At 45.7% G+C, this 18,085-nt stretch carries 24 protein-coding genes and 3 pseudogenes; 10 read left to right on the forward strand and 17 right to left on the reverse strand.

All coding sequences use genetic code 11. From position 1 onward, the window contains the following. Positions 1 to 2: 2 nt before the first annotated feature. The 15 genes and pseudogenes from sdaAA to JCM10519_RS22040 form a co-directional block, all read right to left on the reverse strand. Complete coding sequence (sdaAA, locus tag JCM10519_RS21990) at positions 3 to 881, reverse strand: L-serine ammonia-lyase, iron-sulfur-dependent, subunit alpha (RefSeq protein ID WP_054741860.1); 879 nt, start codon at positions 879 to 881, stop codon at positions 3 to 5. A 9-nt stretch (positions 882 to 890) separates the two neighbouring features. Further along, on the reverse strand, positions 891 to 1,559 hold the full coding sequence (gene sdaAB, locus JCM10519_RS21995; RefSeq protein ID WP_054741862.1) for an L-serine ammonia-lyase, iron-sulfur-dependent subunit beta: 669 nt from the start codon (positions 1,557 to 1,559) through the stop codon (positions 891 to 893). A gap of 27 nt (positions 1,560 to 1,586) precedes the next feature. Beyond that, the gene (locus JCM10519_RS32935) at positions 1,587 to 1,994 is read right to left on the reverse strand and encodes a cation:dicarboxylase symporter family transporter (RefSeq protein WP_347845126.1); all 408 of its coding nucleotides are present in this window, start codon (positions 1,992 to 1,994) and stop codon (positions 1,587 to 1,589) included. Then, positions 1,949 to 2,800, reverse strand: coding sequence for a cation:dicarboxylase symporter family transporter (locus JCM10519_RS22000; RefSeq protein WP_347845127.1), 852 nt, complete (start codon positions 2,798 to 2,800; stop codon positions 1,949 to 1,951). Before JCM10519_RS22000 ends, JCM10519_RS32935 begins: the two co-directional genes overlap by 46 nt. A gap of 202 nt (positions 2,801 to 3,002) precedes the next feature. Beyond that, positions 3,003 to 3,188, reverse strand: coding sequence for a helix-turn-helix domain-containing protein (locus JCM10519_RS32940; RefSeq protein WP_347845128.1), 186 nt, complete (start codon positions 3,186 to 3,188; stop codon positions 3,003 to 3,005). A 134-nt stretch (positions 3,189 to 3,322) separates the two neighbouring features. Further along, positions 3,323 to 3,583: a PAS domain-containing protein gene (locus JCM10519_RS32945; RefSeq protein WP_347845129.1), complete on the reverse strand. Its 261-nt coding sequence runs from the start codon at positions 3,581 to 3,583 to the stop codon at positions 3,323 to 3,325. A 264-nt stretch (positions 3,584 to 3,847) separates the two neighbouring features. Next, positions 3,848 to 4,165 (reverse strand): GH36 C-terminal domain-containing protein, encoded by a 318-nt coding sequence (locus JCM10519_RS22010; RefSeq protein ID WP_054741864.1) that lies wholly within the window; start codon positions 4,163 to 4,165, stop codon positions 3,848 to 3,850. A gap of 16 nt (positions 4,166 to 4,181) precedes the next feature. Next, a pseudogene (locus tag JCM10519_RS22015) lies at positions 4,182 to 4,604 on the reverse strand (alpha-galactosidase); the annotation flags it as partial. 43 nt (positions 4,605 to 4,647) lie between these two features. Continuing rightward, complete coding sequence (locus tag JCM10519_RS32950; protein ID WP_347845141.1) at positions 4,648 to 4,773, reverse strand: glycoside hydrolase family 36 N-terminal domain-containing protein; 126 nt, start codon at positions 4,771 to 4,773, stop codon at positions 4,648 to 4,650. Between the two features lie 16 nt (positions 4,774 to 4,789). After that, positions 4,790 to 5,257, reverse strand: a pseudogene (locus JCM10519_RS22020) (glycoside hydrolase family 36 N-terminal domain-containing protein); the annotation flags it as partial. Positions 5,258 to 5,352: 95 nt separating this feature from the next. Beyond that, positions 5,353 to 6,183, reverse strand: coding sequence for an ABC transporter permease subunit (locus tag JCM10519_RS22025; protein WP_054741870.1), 831 nt, complete (start codon positions 6,181 to 6,183; stop codon positions 5,353 to 5,355). Between the two features lie 12 nt (positions 6,184 to 6,195). Further along, positions 6,196 to 7,101: pseudogene (locus JCM10519_RS22030) on the reverse strand (sugar ABC transporter permease). A 105-nt stretch (positions 7,102 to 7,206) separates the two neighbouring features. Beyond that, complete coding sequence (locus tag JCM10519_RS32955) at positions 7,207 to 7,956, reverse strand: extracellular solute-binding protein (RefSeq protein ID WP_347845130.1); 750 nt, start codon at positions 7,954 to 7,956, stop codon at positions 7,207 to 7,209. Further along, positions 7,883 to 8,545, reverse strand: a complete 663-nt coding sequence (locus JCM10519_RS32960; protein WP_347845131.1) for an extracellular solute-binding protein — start codon at positions 8,543 to 8,545, stop codon at positions 7,883 to 7,885. Before JCM10519_RS32960 ends, JCM10519_RS32955 begins: the two co-directional genes overlap by 74 nt. 154 nt (positions 8,546 to 8,699) lie before the next feature. Next, complete coding sequence (locus JCM10519_RS22040) at positions 8,700 to 9,497, reverse strand: helix-turn-helix domain-containing protein (protein WP_054741873.1); 798 nt, start codon at positions 9,495 to 9,497, stop codon at positions 8,700 to 8,702. 118 nt (positions 9,498 to 9,615) lie between these two features. On the opposite strand from JCM10519_RS22040, the gene JCM10519_RS22045 reads away from it, so the two are divergent. Beyond that, positions 9,616 to 10,938, forward strand: coding sequence for an alpha-galactosidase (locus tag JCM10519_RS22045; protein WP_054741874.1), 1,323 nt, complete (start codon positions 9,616 to 9,618; stop codon positions 10,936 to 10,938). Positions 10,939 to 11,062: 124 nt separating this feature from the next. Next, positions 11,063 to 11,935, forward strand: coding sequence for a helix-turn-helix domain-containing protein (locus JCM10519_RS22050; protein WP_054741876.1), 873 nt, complete (start codon positions 11,063 to 11,065; stop codon positions 11,933 to 11,935). A 44-nt stretch (positions 11,936 to 11,979) separates the two neighbouring features. On the opposite strand, the gene JCM10519_RS22055 is transcribed toward JCM10519_RS22050, so the two are convergent. Further along, positions 11,980 to 12,180 (reverse strand): DUF1858 domain-containing protein, encoded by a 201-nt coding sequence (locus JCM10519_RS22055; protein WP_054741877.1) that lies wholly within the window; start codon positions 12,178 to 12,180, stop codon positions 11,980 to 11,982. A gap of 252 nt (positions 12,181 to 12,432) precedes the next feature. Between JCM10519_RS22055 and JCM10519_RS32965 the strand changes: the two genes are divergently transcribed. The 8 genes from JCM10519_RS32965 to JCM10519_RS22085 all read left to right on the forward strand — a co-directional run bounded on the left by JCM10519_RS32965 (position 12,433) and on the right by JCM10519_RS22085 (position 17,068). Continuing rightward, on the forward strand, positions 12,433 to 12,681 hold the full coding sequence (locus JCM10519_RS32965) for a hypothetical protein (protein ID WP_347845132.1): 249 nt from the start codon (positions 12,433 to 12,435) through the stop codon (positions 12,679 to 12,681). Next, positions 12,573 to 13,841, forward strand: coding sequence for a pyruvate formate lyase family protein (locus JCM10519_RS32970; protein WP_347845133.1), 1,269 nt, complete (start codon positions 12,573 to 12,575; stop codon positions 13,839 to 13,841). The genes JCM10519_RS32965 and JCM10519_RS32970 overlap by 109 nt, the downstream gene beginning before the upstream one ends. A gap of 4 nt (positions 13,842 to 13,845) precedes the next feature. Continuing rightward, the gene (locus JCM10519_RS32975; protein WP_347845142.1) at positions 13,846 to 14,490 is read left to right on the forward strand and encodes a pyruvate formate lyase family protein; all 645 of its coding nucleotides are present in this window, start codon (positions 13,846 to 13,848) and stop codon (positions 14,488 to 14,490) included. A gap of 12 nt (positions 14,491 to 14,502) precedes the next feature. Further along, a complete protein-coding gene (locus JCM10519_RS22065) occupies positions 14,503 to 14,772 on the forward strand; it encodes a hypothetical protein (protein ID WP_054741879.1) in 270 nt (89 codons plus the stop codon). 21 nt (positions 14,773 to 14,793) lie between these two features. Beyond that, complete coding sequence (gene grcA3, locus JCM10519_RS22070) at positions 14,794 to 15,039, forward strand: autonomous glycyl radical cofactor GrcA3 (RefSeq protein WP_025231033.1); 246 nt, start codon at positions 14,794 to 14,796, stop codon at positions 15,037 to 15,039. A gap of 24 nt (positions 15,040 to 15,063) precedes the next feature. Further along, entirely contained in the window at positions 15,064 to 15,780 is a 717-nt protein-coding gene (gene pflA, locus JCM10519_RS22075; RefSeq protein ID WP_347845134.1) for a pyruvate formate-lyase-activating protein, read from the forward strand. Positions 15,781 to 15,925: 145 nt separating this feature from the next. After that, positions 15,926 to 16,096 carry a 4Fe-4S binding protein gene (locus JCM10519_RS22080; protein WP_025231031.1) on the forward strand — a complete coding sequence of 57 codons (171 nt, stop codon included), beginning with the start codon at positions 15,926 to 15,928 and terminating at the stop codon, positions 16,094 to 16,096. Between the two features lie 372 nt (positions 16,097 to 16,468). Then, positions 16,469 to 17,068, forward strand: a complete 600-nt coding sequence (locus JCM10519_RS22085) for a gamma-glutamyl-gamma-aminobutyrate hydrolase family protein (RefSeq protein ID WP_347845135.1) — start codon at positions 16,469 to 16,471, stop codon at positions 17,066 to 17,068. Between the two features lie 143 nt (positions 17,069 to 17,211). On the opposite strand, the gene JCM10519_RS22090 is transcribed toward JCM10519_RS22085, so the two are convergent. Beyond that, positions 17,212 to 17,832: a MerR family transcriptional regulator gene (locus tag JCM10519_RS22090; RefSeq protein WP_054741881.1), complete on the reverse strand. Its 621-nt coding sequence runs from the start codon at positions 17,830 to 17,832 to the stop codon at positions 17,212 to 17,214. Between the last annotated feature and the right edge of the window lie 253 nt (positions 17,833 to 18,085).

The raw sequence follows: 18,085 nt of genomic DNA on the forward strand, positions 1-18,085 counted from the left end.
TTTTACTTTGTTTTAAAAATCTCGCAGGTCTTTTTGCAGGCAGCCTCTGTAACCGCGCAGCCGCCAAGTGATGTTTCCCTTAATTCAAATGGGATGGAACGCCCCACCATCATCATGGTGTCCACCATCTGATCAAACGGTATGAACTGTTCTACTCCTGATAATGCCATTTCTGCGCACACCAGTGCATTGGCAGCGCCTAAAACATTACGGTTCTGGCAGGGGTATTCCACCAAACCGGCTACAGGGTCGCAGACCAGCCCTAAGAGGTTTACGATTGCAGAGGAAGCCGCATCCATGCACTGCTTCGGTGTTCCGCCCATGATCTCAGTTGCAGCTGCCGCTGCCATTGCGGCAGCTGCTCCAACCTCAGCCTGACAGCCAGCCTGCGCTCCGGCCACGGTAGCATTCCTCATAATCAGATAACCAACTGCACTTGCTGTAAAAAGGCCATCTATGATCTGTTCATCGTCCAAAGAAAACTCTTCTTCCAGAGCAAGCAGCAGCCCAGGCAGCACCCCGGAGCTTCCGGCTGTTGGCGCCGCCACAATAAGGCCCATGGAAGCATTCACTTCCAAAACAGCCAGAGAATAGGTAATCGCCTTGGATAACATGCTTCCGCATATGGATTTTCCTGATCTCCTTCTGTTCCGTACCTTTGCAGCTTCTCCCCCGATCAATCCGCCGATGGAAGCCACTGGTTGATCTAACGGCTTGTGGCAGGCTTCCTTCATAATACGGTAAGCTTCTTTCATCCGGCTTATAGTTTCCTCCGGATCGGCGCCGAACTCACTGGCTTCCCGCTCCCGCATCACTTCTGAAATCCGGCAGTGATTTTCTTCACATAATTTCAATAATTCACTTCCTGATATAAAATCCATAAAAGCCTCCTAAACCTGAATAAGCATAACATCTTCTACTTTCGGATGTTCCCGCAGCTTTTCCAGCAATTCCTGGGGAATTTCCTCATCAGATTCCACCACAGAGTAAGCGGTTGCCCCTTTCTGTTCCCGGAACAGGCGCATGAAAGCGATGTTTACATTGCGCTCACTTAAGCTGGTAGCGATATAGGCCACCATACCGGGATAGTCTAAATGCCGTATGACCAGCGTGGAATATTCTCCGGTAAAGTCTACATCAATGCCGTTGATCCTGACAATTTTAACTTTACCGCCTCCTAAGGAAACGCCGCGGACCGACATGGTCCCGCCCTCTTCTCCGGACACATGGATCTCTACTGTGTTTGGATGAACTTCTGTTTCCTTTTCATCTACACGGAAGGAATACTTTATCCCGCATTCATCAGCCAGTTGGAAGGAATTTTTAATTCTAAGATCATACGTCTCAAACCCCTGGATTCCTCCAAGAAGTGCACGGTCAGTTCCATGGCCCTTATAGGTCTTTGCAAAAGAACCGTACAAAACAAACTCCACTTCACTGATCGGCTCGTTGAACATTTTTTTAACCAGAAGAGCAATCGCCACAGCACCTGCAGTATGGGAGCTGGATGGCCCTACCATATTGGGGCCGATTACTTCAAAAATACTGATAGACGGCATAAACAGCCTTCTCCTTTCGCAGTCACCTTAACCTTTGTTATCTTTCTTAATATATTTATGATAATACAAGTCAACCAACGCGCTGATCGCATTATCTCCGGATACGTTACATGCAGTTCCGAAGCTGTCCTGTGCAATATACATTGCCTGTAAAAGGCTGGCAATATCTCCTACTGCAGGTATTCCTACAATCGGGAAGAATGGAGTCGCCGTAAAGATAGAGCCTCCCGGAGCTCCCGGAGATGCAACCAGGGCTACTCCCAGCACACAGATAAACGGGAACAGAGTAAGGAATCCATGAGGCATGCCGTAAATGAGCAGGGTCGCGGTCACACAGCAGGTAATGGTGATCATGGAACCTGCCATATGAATGTTAGCACACAGCGGAATTACGAAATTACGGATTTCTTCTGAAATACCATGCTTTCCGCACATTTAATATTAACCGGAATGGTAGCAGCAGAAGACTGGGTACCAATGGCAGTCAGGTAGCCAGGCAGCTGGTTCTTCAGCATGGTAAGCGGATTTCTCTTTGTCAATATACCTGCAAAGGAAAAAGCTGCAAGCAGATAGATCAAATGAAGAAGGATAACGATCATAAATACCTTCCAAAGCACTGACATAATCGCAAAGGTAGTTCCCTGATAAGTCATCTTCGCAAAGGTTCCGCAGATGTACAAAGGAAGAAGCGGAATGATCACCCGGCCCAATACCTTTGTAATGATCTCGGAAAACTCTTTGATCACATTATACAGGGCATCTCCGATCTCTTTGCCCCGCATGGTGCTGATGCATACTCCCAGTACAAAGGCCAGTACAACAGCAGCCGTTGTTTCAAGCAGCGGTGTGATTTCCAGTGAGAAATATCCGCTGATAGCCTTGTCGCTTGCAGAAGCAACTTTTGCAACTACCTCTTCATTCACAAAAGAAGGGAAAAACGAACTTGCTACAGCGTAAGATGCGCTTCCTGCCAGCAGTGTGGAAGCATAGGAAATCGCTGCGGTAAACGCTAACAGCTTTCCGGCTCCCTGAGACAGGTCTGCGATTCCCATAGTAACAAAAGCTACCACCATAAGCGGAATAATGAACATTAAAAACTGTTTAAACAAATCCGATACTGTTATCAATATCGAAGTTACAAAACTGGGGCAGTACATACCAATCAAAATACCAATGATAATTGCAATAATCAGCCTTGGTACCAGTCCCAATCCCTTCTTACTCTTTTTACTTTCCTCCATATCAATACCTTCCTTTCACTTGAATAAAATAAATTTTATTGTTTTTATTCATTTGATGTAATTTATTTTATCACAGATGACTTCAGATTGCAATATCATTATATATTTCTAATAATCAGACAAAAATCCCGCATAGTTTTTGTCATATTGCACAAAAAATTGCAGGATTTTTCTTTATCAAACGAATCTGCTGTATTAATGTTTATTCATTCTTCTTTTCTGTATTTACGCCCGCATTCCGAATGTGCATATATACGGTATTTTTAGAAATTCCCAGATAATCAGCTACCTTTACAACCGCATCCTTCAGGGTAAAGACTCCCTGCTGCTGCAGGGAATTAATGATCTCCTTGTTTTTAAGAGACGGAAGGATCCCATCATCTTCCATTACAGTCTTCCGAACCTCCTGGACTTTGCTGAAAATCAATTCATCCAAATTATTTGCAAAGGTTTCAGTTTTAACTAGGGAATGAGTGGATATTTGGGGGATATAGCTGGTCAGGATCTCGGAAAAGCCTGTATTTAAGTAAAAATTGATACATAAAAGGCCGATAATCCTTTTTTTCCTCCCCCCGTACCACAATGGTAGAGGATTTTAACGGTTCTTCTTTTTTGTTCTTGGTAAAATAGGAAATATAGCTTTTTTTCACCATCCTTTTCGATTTCTTCCAGCATCAGAAGAGCCAGGTCCGTAATCGGCATCCCTTCCGTACGTCCTGTGTGGTGTCCATTGATGATCTTAATGACGGAATGTTCCGTATCCTCCAGGCTGTGAAGCACCATCTCATAGCCTCCCCCAGGTAATCCGCCAGCCCTTCCATCATGATCTTATAAGATTCCAGTATAATTCGGTCAATCAGTGTTAAATGTACATTATAATCCTTCATTGTAATCATCCCCTATGTTCGTTTTATCAGGAATAATGCATTAATTTATGGAATTATAACATGCTATAAAATATTTTTCAATAAAAAGAGTCATTACTTAACAATAATGTAATTTATTACATTAAAAAGGTCCAGACAATAGCTGCCTGGACTTTTTTTCTTACTCCGGTTTTTTTCTCAATAAAAATGAGAAAAGAAGCAATATCCCCTGATTCTTTAAAGATATGACTTCTGTCAATGGGAATGCGTACATAAGCTCGCTTCCATAATATTCACCGGTCTTTCCTGGCATGGAAACCTGATAAAGCATATCCTCATGGAGGCCCTGAAGCTTCAGCCGGAGCCAGCCTGCATTGGCCGGATTCAAAACCTGATAATAGGCAGCGACTGCCTGTTCTAAATCCTCCGACACTGTCATCCATGCCGTATCATTTCCTTCAAATGGACTTTTCAGCCGGTAAAACGTTCCCTGGTGCAAAAGCTTCCGGTACTTCTTATAACATGCGATCTGCTGCTTTACCAGTTCTATTTCCCCGGGACTCCAGAGGCGTTATCCTGTGAATCTGATGGTTTGGAACCGCGGAGACATGGGCTCCGATGCTGGATATAGGATAAACCATGGTGGTCCCGTACTGGATCTTTAACCGGTCCATGGCATCTGTATTGTCACTGCACCATGCCTGGGGAGCAAAGGAAAGCATTCCAGGGTCAAACCTGGCCCCTCCGCTGGCACAGGATTCAAACAGGATCTCAGGGAAATCCCTGGTAAGCCGGGCATACAGGTCATAGACTCCCAGAATATATTTATGCATCACCATTCCCTGTCCGTCAGGGGAGGTTCCTCTGGAATAGCATTCTGTCAGATACCGGTTCATATCCCACTTAATATAAGAGATCCTTGCATTGGTAATGATTTCCTTCCTTGAAAAATCAAGGACATGCTGATTCCTGCTGGGCGTATCATAGCGGCCGGGAGCAGACCTCCACCTGGCCTAAAAAGCTTCCGCTGTACACAAGGCTGAAGCCATATACCTGGCCGCTTTTTTTCCGTAGCCTCTTTTCTTGCCAGGGCCAGGAATGGGTTATGCTCTGCGCTGCTGATCCCTCTCATGCTGTAGATGGACTGAATTCCCTGTTCCAGGGGACGTCTTTTCAAATATCTCTCCCTGGACCATGCCCCGGAAAGCTGGATCATCTCATAATCGCAATCCGGCAGGTCAACCGCTCCGCTCATTGCCATCATGAGGACGATTTCCTCCCTGCCGTGATGGTCAAACCTGGCATGCCTTGTAAGTACCGGCAATTCTTCATAGATTGTATAGGAAAGGAGCAGATCCGTGTCCATCACATCATCATGAAGGGTGATCTCTAAGGTGGAAGCCTCCTTTTCCTCCTCCACATAGGTGGCTGGAAGAGGCTCTATGGAACGTTTTCCCTCAAAAATGCAGTGGGACACATAGGTAAAGTTCGTGATCCTGCTGCCATTCTCCTGTCTGACCGTGCAGGCACCATACCGGTAATCTCCTGTCCCCAATGCGTTTTCCATAGTGCAGATTTCCCAGCTGTCCATTGGCCATAATTTGAATGATATAACTCACAGACCGGTTATACAGGTGAAACTCTTTTGCTTGTTCATGATAAATGATAGGCATAATTAGACTCCTTTTATAATTTTCCTCCTGATGTAGCAATTCCTTCTATAAACTGCTTCTGGAATATAAGATATATGATAATCATGGGAATACAGGCCAGTAAGGATGCTGCCATAAGCTCCGGATAGTTTGTTTCAAACTGTCCCTGCAGCTTTGCAAGGGCCGCAGACAAGGGCATGGTATTCTGCTCCGTGTTGACCACCAGAGGCCACATCAGCTCTTTAAATCCAAACAGCGCAGTAAAGATGCCAAGAGCCACCATGGAAGATTTTGTAAGGGGGGCCATCACATAGAGAAAGGTCTGGCCGATATTGCAGCCGTCAAGCCTGGCCGCCTCCTCCAGGGAGGAGGGAAGTGCCATGTAGGCCTGCCTTAACAGGAAGGTTCCAAAGGCCGTCACAAGCCCCGGAAAAAGCAGGCCAAAGGAGGTGTTCAGCATTCCCAGCCTGCTCACCATTAAGTACTGTGGGATGATAAAGATCTGGGATGGCACCATCATCTGAAACAGAACCAGGGAAAATGTTAGATTCTTTCCCTTAAAGTGAAGGCGTCCAAAGGCATATCCCGCCATGGTTGCAGTGAGAACCGCACAAATGACACGTTCCACAATGAGCAAAAGAGTGTTCCAGTACAGCCTCAAAAAGTTCATCTTGCTCACTACCAAAAGAAATGCTTCCTTCCGCCATATCGTTGGAAAGATGATGAACGGATTCATCTGGGTGGCCTCTGATGTACTTTTAAAGGCGGTTAAAAACATCCACAAAAAGGGCACCAGCATGATGGCGGACCCTATGACAAGGATTAAGTAAATGATGCCTGATCTGATTTTTCTATTCTTATCCATAGTTCTCCTTTCCTAGCTATAGTTCACCCATTTTTTCTGGCAGAACATCTGGATCACCGTTATCAGAAGGATGACCAGAAGCAGCAGCATGACAATGGATGAGCGTATCCCTTGTTTCCTTCAATAAAAGAATATTTATAGAAAAGATACACCAGGGACTGGGTCTTTCCCAGGGCCGGATTGCTTCTTCCCATCATCATATAGATGCTGTCAAACACCTGCATGGCTCCTATGACTCTTGTCACGGTCACAAAAAAACATGGTAGGTGATATTAAAGGCAATGTAATCGTAAAAAACTGGCTGATGCCATCCGCCCCGTCAATCTGCGCTGCCTCATAATAATCACGGGGTATTTCCTGAAGGCCTGCAAAAAACAGCACCATATTGTAACCAATCACGGACCAGATTCCTACAACAGCAACGGAGATGAAGGCAATATTGGGATTGGATATCCAGTTTACCCCGGAAAGGCCCATTCCCCGCAGGATATGGTTAAGCAGCCCGAACTCCGAGTTATAAAGCCATCTCCAGACCATTGCCACCGCAGCTGGAGCTGCCACCATGGGCAGGAAATAAATGGTCCGCCATATCGAGCGGCCCCGGATCTTTCCGTTTAAAAAGACAGCTATTATAAGGGCAATGGCAATGGAAAAGGGGACCTCCACCAAGGCATATTTACATGTATTCCACAAAGCCTGCCATACCGTCCCATCACTGAAAAGCTGACCGTAATTGTCAAGTCCAATAAATACGTTGCCTTTGCCAAAAGCCCCCGTTTTAAAAAGGCTCTGATAAATGGTCTGGAAAATGGGGATGATGTTTAAAATAATAAGACCCGCCATGGTGGGAAGCAAAAACATCCACCCCCATAAAAATTCGCTTCTCTCCCGCCTTGATACCTTTGATTTTCTATTCATGCAGACCCTCCGTATTTCTTTGTCAAGCGGATATCCGCAATCCGCTTCACTGCTTGATCCGGTTAAAAAGGGAGGCGCTTAAAAAGCCTGCCTCCCCAGCCCCTCTTATTCTTGTGCCAGCATAGCATTCATTTCCTGAGTAATATCCTTGCAGACATCCTCCACGCTCTTGGCTCCGGTCCACGCATCAATCAATTTTTCACCGATCATATTGTTCCACGCAACCGTTGATTTCGAGTAGGGCCTGATGACCAGGTCACTCATCATATCCAAGTATGCCTGAAGGTTAAAGCCTGAATATGCCTTTATCCAGTTATCCGTTGTTCCTTCATAGGCAGAAATAACGATTCCAAGGTCAGACTGCTTTTGCTGAGCTTCCTTTGATCCCATATACTCGATGAGCTTCCATGCTTCCTCAGGCATACTGGTATTGGCGGAAGCCGCCCAGCCCAGTCCATTATAAATGGAGATTCTCTTTCCAGAAGCCCCATCCTTTGGAAGGAGTGCAATGTCCCCGTTTGCTTTTACGTAATCATTATTGCAAAGCTCCGGAAGCATCCAGGAGCCCATTGTGACCATGGCTACCTTGCCAGCTTCAAACAAAGCCTCCTCTGTATTTTCTGCCATCACCTCATATGGCGGTGCATATCCCTCTTTCATCAGGTCGGTTATAAAGGTTAAGGCTTTGATGGTTCCCGGCTGGTCAAATCCGGAGGATTTCTTATCATTGCTGATCACATAACCGCCCATATCATAAACAATATTGTTCCAGCCTGCCTGGTCATTGGTGGGCCTTAAAGCAAATCCATACTGGCTTCCGTCCTCTTTGGTCAGTTTTTTTGGCTGCCTCTGCAAAATCATCCCAGGTCCAATCTTTGTCGGGATAGGGGATTCCTGCTTCATCAAACATGGTTTTGTTGTACCAGAGCGCGATGGTATCAATATCCTTTGGCACCGCATACTCCTTTGTGCCTTCCCAATTATAGATCTGCACAATGTCTTCTGGAAATTTATCCATTTCCAGCGTCTTGCTTTCCTTGATCCGGTCCGTTAAGTCCAAAAGCATTTCGTATTCGGAATACCTTGCGATTTCATTGGAATGCATCCAGAAAACATCGGGAAGAGATCCGCCGGTTGCCCCTGCTTCCAGCATGGTCCAGTACTGCTCCCATGGGGTTACCTGAATCTGTGTCTTAATTCCGGTTTCCTTTGTAAAGTCCTTCATGATCTCCGTAAGTCCCGGCTCCTGGTTCTTGTCCCAGATTGCAACCGTCAGGGTCCCCTTGGCACCGGTATTTCCCGATTCACCGGAGCTTTCCGCCGCCTGTGCTGTTTCTCCTGAGCTTACAGGGGCAGTTCCACTCCCGGCCTTGCTCCCGCAGCCCGCCAGTGCTGCTGCCATAACTGCTGCCATCGCTGCTGTCAACCACCATTTGCGTTTCATTTTGTTACCTCCCTTTAATTAGTCAGTTTATATAGTTAAAACTGAGTTTATAGCCATTCTTTGTGTAATTTTTCACTGCTTATTGCTGATTATAAACTATTTTTTATCTACATTACATAGACTAATGTGACAGGTACATGGTGTTTTGTTATATTTACCGAACCTCTTCTCTCATCTTCTTCCGATATTGGAGAGGGGATTCTCCTTCCGTCTGAAGGAAGCTTTTGCAGAATACCGAGGCATCATGAAAGCCGCAGGATAAACCGGTTTCCGTTACGCTGAGGCCCGTATCCTCTAACAGGCGCTTTGCCTCCATGATACGGTAGGCCGTTAAATACTGTTTTGGCGAAATTCCCTTATATTTTATAAAAAGCCTGTACAGGTAGGTCCGGTCGATCCCCACATATTTTGCCACATCTCCGATCTGAATGGGATAACTGTAATTATGGCGTATATACGATTCCGCCCTGGATAAATAACTCTGCTCATACTCTCCCACTTCCTTTCCCCGTTTAGGGAGCCTGGAAAACAGCAGATAAAGATGCCCCGTCATCTCATCCATATGATGTCCGCCGTTTTGAAAGGTGGTCACCAGCCGTTCCATATCGGTCCGCCATTCAGCCCCTTCATCAAAGTGGTAAACATACCCGCTTTCCTCCTGCCGGTACTCACTTAAAAGCCGTTCTGCCTCAGTCCCTGCAAAAGCCGCCCAGGCATATTCCCATGGCTCGTCCTTATCTGCCTGATAATAAGTGACCTCCTGAGGCTTAATTAAAAATGCATCTCCCTCCTTTAAGACATATTCCTCGCCTCCCGTCCGATAGATTCCCTTTCCCCGGAGTATTACGTGCATCAGGTAATGCTTCCGGATCGCAGGTCCGAAAAAATGTCCTGATGAACACTGTTCACGCCCGCAGTAATAAATAGTCAGTGCCCGTACCCAATGATTCATGCTTAACCCTCCATTCAACAAAACGACAATTTTATGAAACAAACATCCTATCTTTTTTCCTGCTGCAATTATACAATATCCTCATCAGACAGACAAGAAAAAGCAAGGAGGAAGGAACATGGTAAAAATAACATTTATGGGGGCAGGAAGCACGATATTTGCTAGAAATGTCTTAGGTGACTGCATGTGCACTCCGGTGCTCCGGGACGCCAGGATCGCTCTTTACGACATTGACCCGGCCCGCCTTTCGGATTCGGAGCTCATTCTGAATGCAATCAACAAAAATGTAAATCAGGGACGGGCTGAAATAAAAACTTATCTGGGAGAGGAAAACCGGAAGGAAGCCCTGTCCGGCGCCACCTTTGTGGTGAACGCCATTCAGGTGGGGGGATACGATCCCTGTACCATAACTGACTTTGAAATCCCTAAAAAGTACGGCTTAAAGCAGACCATCGCGGATACCCTGGGAATCGGCGGCATCATGCGGGGCTTAAGGACCATTCCCGTTATGGAGGATTTTGCCAGAGATATGGAACAGGTTTGTCCGGATGCTTACTTCTTAAATTATACCAATCCCATGGCTATCTTAACTGGATACATGCAGCGCTATACGTCCATTAAAACCATTGGCTTATGCCACAGCGTCCAGGTATGCTCAGAAACCTTATTAAAGGGACTTGATATGGAGGATAAGCTGGACGGGCGGACAGAATTAATCGCAGGAATCAACCATATGGCCTGGCTCTTAAAGCTCCATGACAGGGATGGAAACGACCTTTACCCCGTCATCCGCCAAAAAGCCCTTGAGAAAAACCAGACAGAAAAACACAAAGATATGGTCCGCTTTGAATACATCAATCATTTGGGCTATTATTGTACGGAATCCAGCGAACACAATGCGGAATACAATCCATTATTCATAAAAGCCAGATACCCGGAAATGATCGAAGAATTCCAGATTCCCTTAGATGAGTATCCGAGGCGCTGTATCAAGCAGATCAACGAATGGGAGGAAGAAAAGAACTCTATTCTAAACAACGGCCAGATCACCCATGAACGTTCTCATGAATACGCTTCCTATATTATGGAAGCGATTCTGACCAATAAGCCTTACAAAATCGGGGCAAGTGTATTAAACCATGGGCTGATCGATAATCTTCCTGCCGACGCCTGCGTAGAGGTTCCCTGTCTGGTAGACGGAAGCGGAATCACTCCCTGCCATGTGGGACGCATTCCTACCCAGCTGGCAGCCATGAACATAACAAACATAAATCCCCAGCTTCTCACCATAGAAGCAGCCCGTAACAGAGATATAAAAACCATTTACCAGGCAGCCATGCTGGATCCTCACACCGCTGCCGAACTGAACATAAAAGATATCCGTGCTATGGTGGATGAGCTCATTGCTGCCCATGGCAGCTACATGAAAATGTACCATTAACAGAATCTCCCGGAAATAGTCATTTGCAAGCTGCGCTTAATATCTGTATACTTGACCCTATCAAACATCCTAATGAAAGCGGATCGTCTGACAGGGTCTTTCACCATTTTGAGGGGGTATATATTTGAGTGAAAAACAGACAACTTATAAGAATGTAGCCGGGTTCCGCTGCTTAAGGAACATCAAACGGCAGACCAATGATCTGTACCTGGTCCACTGCGGAATTCAGCAGTGTCCTCCGGGATACACATACGATCACAAGATTCCAAATGAATATCACCTGCACTTTGTGATGGGCGGCGCAGGGTCACTGGAAGTTAGTGGAAAACGGTATGATTTAAAAACCGATGACATCTTTCTCATTCCCAAGGGCCATCCCGTTCTTTACAATGCGGACTGTAAAAATCCCTGGGAATACATGTGGATCACCTTTGACGGAGAAATGGCGGAAGCTTATTTAAGCTATGCAGGCCTGTCCCCGCAGCTCCCGGCCATCCATTCCCAGATTCCCAATCAGCTTTATTTTCCCATGATACACAAAATACTGGATACCAGCGAGCTGACCTTTGCCAATGAAATCAAGCGGGTGGGATACCTATACGAAATACTGTCCACCCTGATCGAAATGCAGAATACCATAAGAACCATTAAAAAGAACCAGCACGACTATTCCATCGATACTTATGTAGATTATGCCCTTCAGTATATTAAGCTGAACTATGATCACATCAAGGTCCAGGACATCGCAGACTACATTGGGATCAACCGCTCCTATTTAACCTCAATCTTCAAAAAGCAGCTTCACGTTTCACCTCAGGAATACTTAATGAGGTTCCGGCTTAACATTGCAGCCCACCAGCTTTCCACCACATCCTTATCCATTCAGGAAATCGCCACTGGCATCGGATATCATAACCCTTTAACCTTTTCCAAAATATTCAAGCAGGAATTTGGCGTCAGCCCCAGGCATTACAGGGAAGAAAAACGGCAGCCATAAAAAAACAGGAGCTAGTCCTAAAGGACTGCCTCCTGCAACATATTCTATTTGTCTGCTAACACTTCATTAATCTGGGAAACCAGAACATCACAGTCTATTCCATGAACCTGGCAGGCTTCCTCCAGGGACTCACCCTGAGATGCCGGACAACCGAGGCAATGCATACCTGCACGCATTAACATAGGTGCAATGTTCTCGTCCATTTCAAGCAATGCGCCTATTAACATATCCTTTTGGATCTGCATCTTGTGTTCCTCCTTAAAAAAATTGTACTTACTGTCTTTATAATATAATACTTTTCCTTCTGATTAGCAAGGACTAAATTCTATTTTTTTCATTCATATTCCCTTCTGATGGTTTTTCTCAATTAGGAACCTTGACATTGTATACAGTATTATGTATAATACATTCATACAAAGATTGTATGAATTATAATCTTTGACGGCACTCATTTATAACTTACACTTATACAGTTAGATTTCACGGAGGTAAAAACTATGAGAACAGAATGGAGAGCTTTTACAGGCGGTGTTTGGGAACGGGAGATCAACGTCAGGGACTTTATACAGAAAAATTACACTCCTTATGACGGCGATGATTCTTTTCTTGCCGGACCGACCACAGCAACAAACGCTCTTTGGGCGCAGGTTATGGACTTATCCAAACAGGAACGGGAAGCCGGCGGCGTGTTGGATATGGATATAAAGACCATTTCCAACATCACCTCCACGGACCGGGATATTTAGATAAAGATAAAGAAACAATCGTAGGTTTTCAGACCGATAAGCCTTTCAAACGCTCTTTACACCTTACGGCGGCATCCGTATGGCAGAAAAAGCCTGTGCAGATAATGGTTATACCATTGATCCTGAAGTTAAGAAATTTTTTTACGGTTCACAGAAAGACACACAATGCCGGCGTTTTTGATGCTTATACCCAGGAAATGCGCGACTGCCGTTCCAACCATATCATCACAGGCCTTCCGGATGCATATGGCCGCGGACGTATCATCGGAGATTACCGCCGGGTGGCCCTTTACGGCATTGACCGCCTGATCGCAGATAAGGAAGAGCAGAAGGATACAACACGTACTACCATGTACTCTGACGTGATCCGGGAAAGAGAAGAGCTTTCTGAGCAGATCCGCGCCCTTAAGGAATTAAAGGAGCTGGGAAGCATCTATGGCTTTGATATTTCAAAACCGGCCGCTAACGTAGAAGAGGCGATCCAGTGGCTGTATTTTGCCTACCTCGCCGCTGTCAAGGAACAAAACGGAGCAGCCATGTCCTTAGGCCGCACCTCCACCTTTATTGATGTTTATGCACAGAGAGATTTAGAAGAAGGAACCTTTACCGAGGAACAGATTCAGGAGTTTGTAGATCATTTCATCATGAAGCTTCGTCTGGTAAAATTCGCCCGTACTCCGGAATACAATGAGCTGTTCTCCGGCGATCCTACCTGGGTAACAGAATCCATAGGAGGAGTCGGCATCGACGGACGCCATCTGGTGACCAAGACTTCCTTCCGCTACCTCCACACCCTTACTAATCTGGGAACAGCTCCTGAGCCAAACTTAACTGTGCTGTGGTCCACAAAGCTTCCGGAAAACTTTAAGCGCTTCTGCGCCAGAACCTCCATTGAATCCTCTTCCATTCAGTATGAGAACGATGATCTGATGAGAGTGACACACGGAGATGATTATGCCATTGCCTGCTGTGTATCTTCCATGAGAGTTGGTAAGGAAATGCAGCTCTTCGGCGCAAGGGCCAATCTTGCAAAATGCCTGTTATATGCTATTAACGGCGGCATTGATGAAGTCACCAAAAAACAGGTCGGCCCCAAATACCGCCCCATCACTTCCGAGTACCTGGAATATGAAGAGGTTATGGCTGCTATAAGGATATGATGAACTGGCTTGCAAGGTTTATGTAAACACCTTGAACGTCATCCACTATATGCATGACAAATACAGCTATGAGCGTATTCAGATGGCTCTTCACGATAAAAAGGTAACCCGTTGGTTCGCAACCGGTATTGCAGGACTTTCCGTAGTGGCTGACTCCTTATCCGCCATCAAATATGCCAAGGTTAAGACCGTACGGGATGAAAACGGAATCGTGACCGATTACATCGTAGAAGGAGACTTCCCCAAATACGGCAATAACGATGACCGGGTAGACATGATCGCAAACGAACTGGTTCACACCTTTATGAACTATGTAAAAGGAAACCACACTTACCGCGGCGGCATTCCAACCACCTCCATCTTGACAATCACTTCCAACGTCGTATATGGTAAGAATACAGGAGCAACTCCTGACGGACGTAAGAAGGGCGAAGCCTTTGCACCTGGCGCAAACCCAATGCACCTCAGGGATACTCACGGTGCTGTCGCTTCCCTGGCATCAGTTGCAAAGCTTCCGTTCAGAGATGCCCAGGATGGGATATCCAATACCTTCTCCATCGTACCGGGAGCCCTTGGTAAAGAAGATCAGATCTTTACAGGAGATTTAGAGGTGGATTTAGAGCTGGCTCTTAGCGAAGACCAGAAATAAGGAGTGGTTATTATGGCAGATCCAAAGGAGAAACAGATTGACGATATCGTCTCCATGCTTGACCAGTTCATGGGTGGAAACGGCGGACATATGAACATCCGCGTATCAGAAGACGGTACTGTAAGTACCGATGGAACAATGGCTAAATCAGTTACTACCACAAACTCCACGGATTGTGCAGACGGAAATTCCGCTTGCAGAGTGCCCACTTTATTCCAGGCTTTGGATACAGAAGATGAAGACCCGGAAAGCAACCGGCTGTTTATGGAAGACACTTATTAAATAAAATAGGAGGATTATAAAATGGCAAATATCAGCGAATCTCAGATCAATAACCTTGTTAATTTATTAGATGGCTATGTGGAAGAAGGCGGACATCACTTAAATGTCAATGTCTTCACCCGTGATACCTTATTAGACGCCCAGAAGCATCCGGAAAGTTATCCCCAGCTTACCGTACGCGTATCCGGTTATGCGGTGAATTTTATCAAGCTGACAAAGGAACAGCAGGATGAGGTAATCTCCCGTACGTTCCACAACAATATGTAATAAAAAGCAAAGAAGGCGATCTGTATGACAGGATATATACATTCCATTGAAAGTTTCGGTACCGTTGACGGGCCGGGCGTGCGCATGGTGATTTTTTTACAGGGCTGTCCCATGCGCTGCCAGTACTGCCATAATCCGGACACCTGGAAAATGGCGGGCGGCACGCCGATGACAACAGAAGAAGTATTAAAGCAGTTTGAATCGTCCCGGAACTTTTACCGGGGCGGAGGCATAACGGCCACCGGCGGGGAGCCCCTTATGCAGCTGGATTTTGTGACTGAGCTTTTTGAAGCCGCAGGAAAGAAGAACATCCATACCTGCCTGGATACCTCAGGTGTCACATTTCATGGAAATGATCCGGATTACAGGAAGAAAATAGACCGTCTTCTGGACTCTACCGATCTTGTCATGCTGGACATCAAGCACATTGATGACACAAAACACAGAACACTTACAGGGCATTCTAATGAAAACATTCTGGATTTTGCCCAGTACTTAAGTGACCGGGATATCCCGGTGTGGGTCCGCCACGTAGCAGTACCCCAGATCACAGATGAGACCCCTGATTTATACAGGCTGGGGCGTTTTATCGGCGGACTTAAGAATGTGAAAGCCCTTGATGTCCTGCCTTATCATGACATGGGAAAGGTAAAATATGAAAGCCTGGGTATGGAATATCCCTTAACGGATATTCTCCCATGTCCAAAGAAGGAGCCGTTGCCGCCAAGAAGGTCATCTTAAGCGGGATCAGGGATGTCCGCACAGGGATCCCTGATCGGTATTGCTCCCAAAATTAAACAATAATTGTACCATTTTCTACTTGAATATTTCTGATTTATAGTATAAAATATAGAAAAATCTATAAATTATAAGGAGGTAATTTATCATGGCACGTGTTATTAGTGACGCTTGCGTTAGTTGCGGAAGCTGTGAAGGTGAGTGCCCAGTAAGCGCTATCAGCCAGGGTGATTCTCAGTTTGTTATTGATGCTGATGCTTGTATCGATTGTGGCGCTTGTGAAGGCGTCTGTCCTACAGGAGCTATTTCTGAAGCATAATTATGAATACATAAATGCCTCTTCCTTTACGGAAGAGGCATTTTGTTATATCATGAACCGCAGGTTCATGATCGGCACTCAGCCTTCGCACCCATGAGCAAGCTCATCATCGCTCTCTTGCGCTCATTATATCATCAAGTTCTTCATATCTGCATAATAATGGATCAGACGGGTATGCCTGCATATTCAGCTGATTCAAATACAAAGGGTTGAAAGATGTTTTTCTTTCAACCCTTCATTAGGAAAGGACATTTCTAATATGAGAAAACCACTCATCGGCCTGACCCCCGCCCACGATACCGAAAGCGGTGATATTAAGGCGCGCCCTACTTATATGCGGGCGTTAAAGCTGCGGGAGCTATTCCAGTCGTAATGCCCCTCAATGCCCCGGAAGAGGATCTAAGACAGCTTTCACAGGATCTGGACGGGTTTCTGTTCACAGGCGGCCCGGATGTACATCCCTTTCTTTTTGGGGAAGAGACACAGGCTCACTGCGGCAATGTATCCGCAGCCAGGGACCAGATGGAGATATCCCTGCTTCCTATGATTATGGAGCTTAAAAAGCCGGTTCTTGGGATCTGCCGGGGAATTCAGGTCTTAAATATCGCTCTCGGAGGAAACATCTGGCAGGATATCCCCTCCCAGGTAATACGGGAATTTCCTCTGGCTCATTCCCAGCCGTTTCATTACGATATGCCGTGCCATACGGTTGCTTTAAGCGAGGGCACTCTCCTTGCCCGGATATCAGGAAGTTCCTCCATAAAGGTCAACAGCATGCACCATCAGGCTGTCAGGGATCTTGCTCCCGGACTTATTGCTTCAGCCTGCTCGACCGATCATTTGATTGAAGCCATTGAAATGCCTGGTTATCCCTTTTTTATCGGGGTTCAATGGCATCCGGAATATCTATGGGAAAAGAATGAAGAAGCGTTTCGACTGTTTCAGACTTTTGTAAAGGCTTGTAAAGAATAATCTGTTTGCGTAAAAAATCCGCAGTTCCTACTTTCATCGGCAGCTGCGGATTTCCTTGCCAGAGTCTGTTTGACTGCTCTATTATCTGAAAGTAGTGTGGTTTTATAACTTTTTTTCCATTTCGTCCGAATTTCTTTTTCTTGTTAAAAAAATGGAATCCTGGAAGCGGCTGCTTCTGCACGCCCTTTGTTGTCCTTTTGATACGAACGCATAAGCTCGTCCAACTGCTTGAACCGTTCTTCTTCCTTTTCTTCCTTTAAATTCATTAAATATTCCATTTCCTTAATGACCTTGTCATTAACCAGGCAGCTTACGTCCTGGCTCAACTGCTCATTATTTACCTCTAAAGCCCGTCCAATGATATGGTTCATGATCTCCTGGAACTGTTCCATCTTTTCCTGGGCTATGGAAATCTGCGCTGATGTTTGTACCTCCAGGTCTGCCCCATCCTCCGTACCAGATATTGCACTGTCTTTTAATTCCTGAGTCACCTGTCCCTCCAATAATTCATCTGGTATGACAGGGTCCCTGCCCTCCTCAACTACCTTGTCAAGCGCTGTCTTAATGGCCTTTAACTGATACCCCTTGTCCTTTAAGTCCTTGATCTGCTTGAATAAACGGATGTGTGCTTCAGTGTAATACCGGTGCCCCATCTCATTTCTGGGAATCTTTAACTCCAGCTCGTCCTCCCAGTATCTAAGGACATGTGACTCCACATCGACCTTCCTCGATGCATCCGATATTAAGTAATGTATCTCAGCCATAGCTATATCCTCTCCTTTGGTTCGTTTAGTTTTCATAACCTTACTATTTATATCATATGCTGGCTTCTGATGGATTATGAATGGGAAGTAGAATTTTTTTGAAGGATTTGAGAAATTTTTGAAGGGATGGGAGGAAAATAGCTGAGGCCGCAGGGGCATCAGGGAGAATGAATTGGCGGTTCGAATCCATTCTCCCTGATGGGGGGCGTTCGCCCCATAGAAAAAGAGGGGTCCCTGGCCCAGGAAAAACAAG

It is taken from the genome of Clostridium sp. NkU-1, assembly GCA_001312405.1.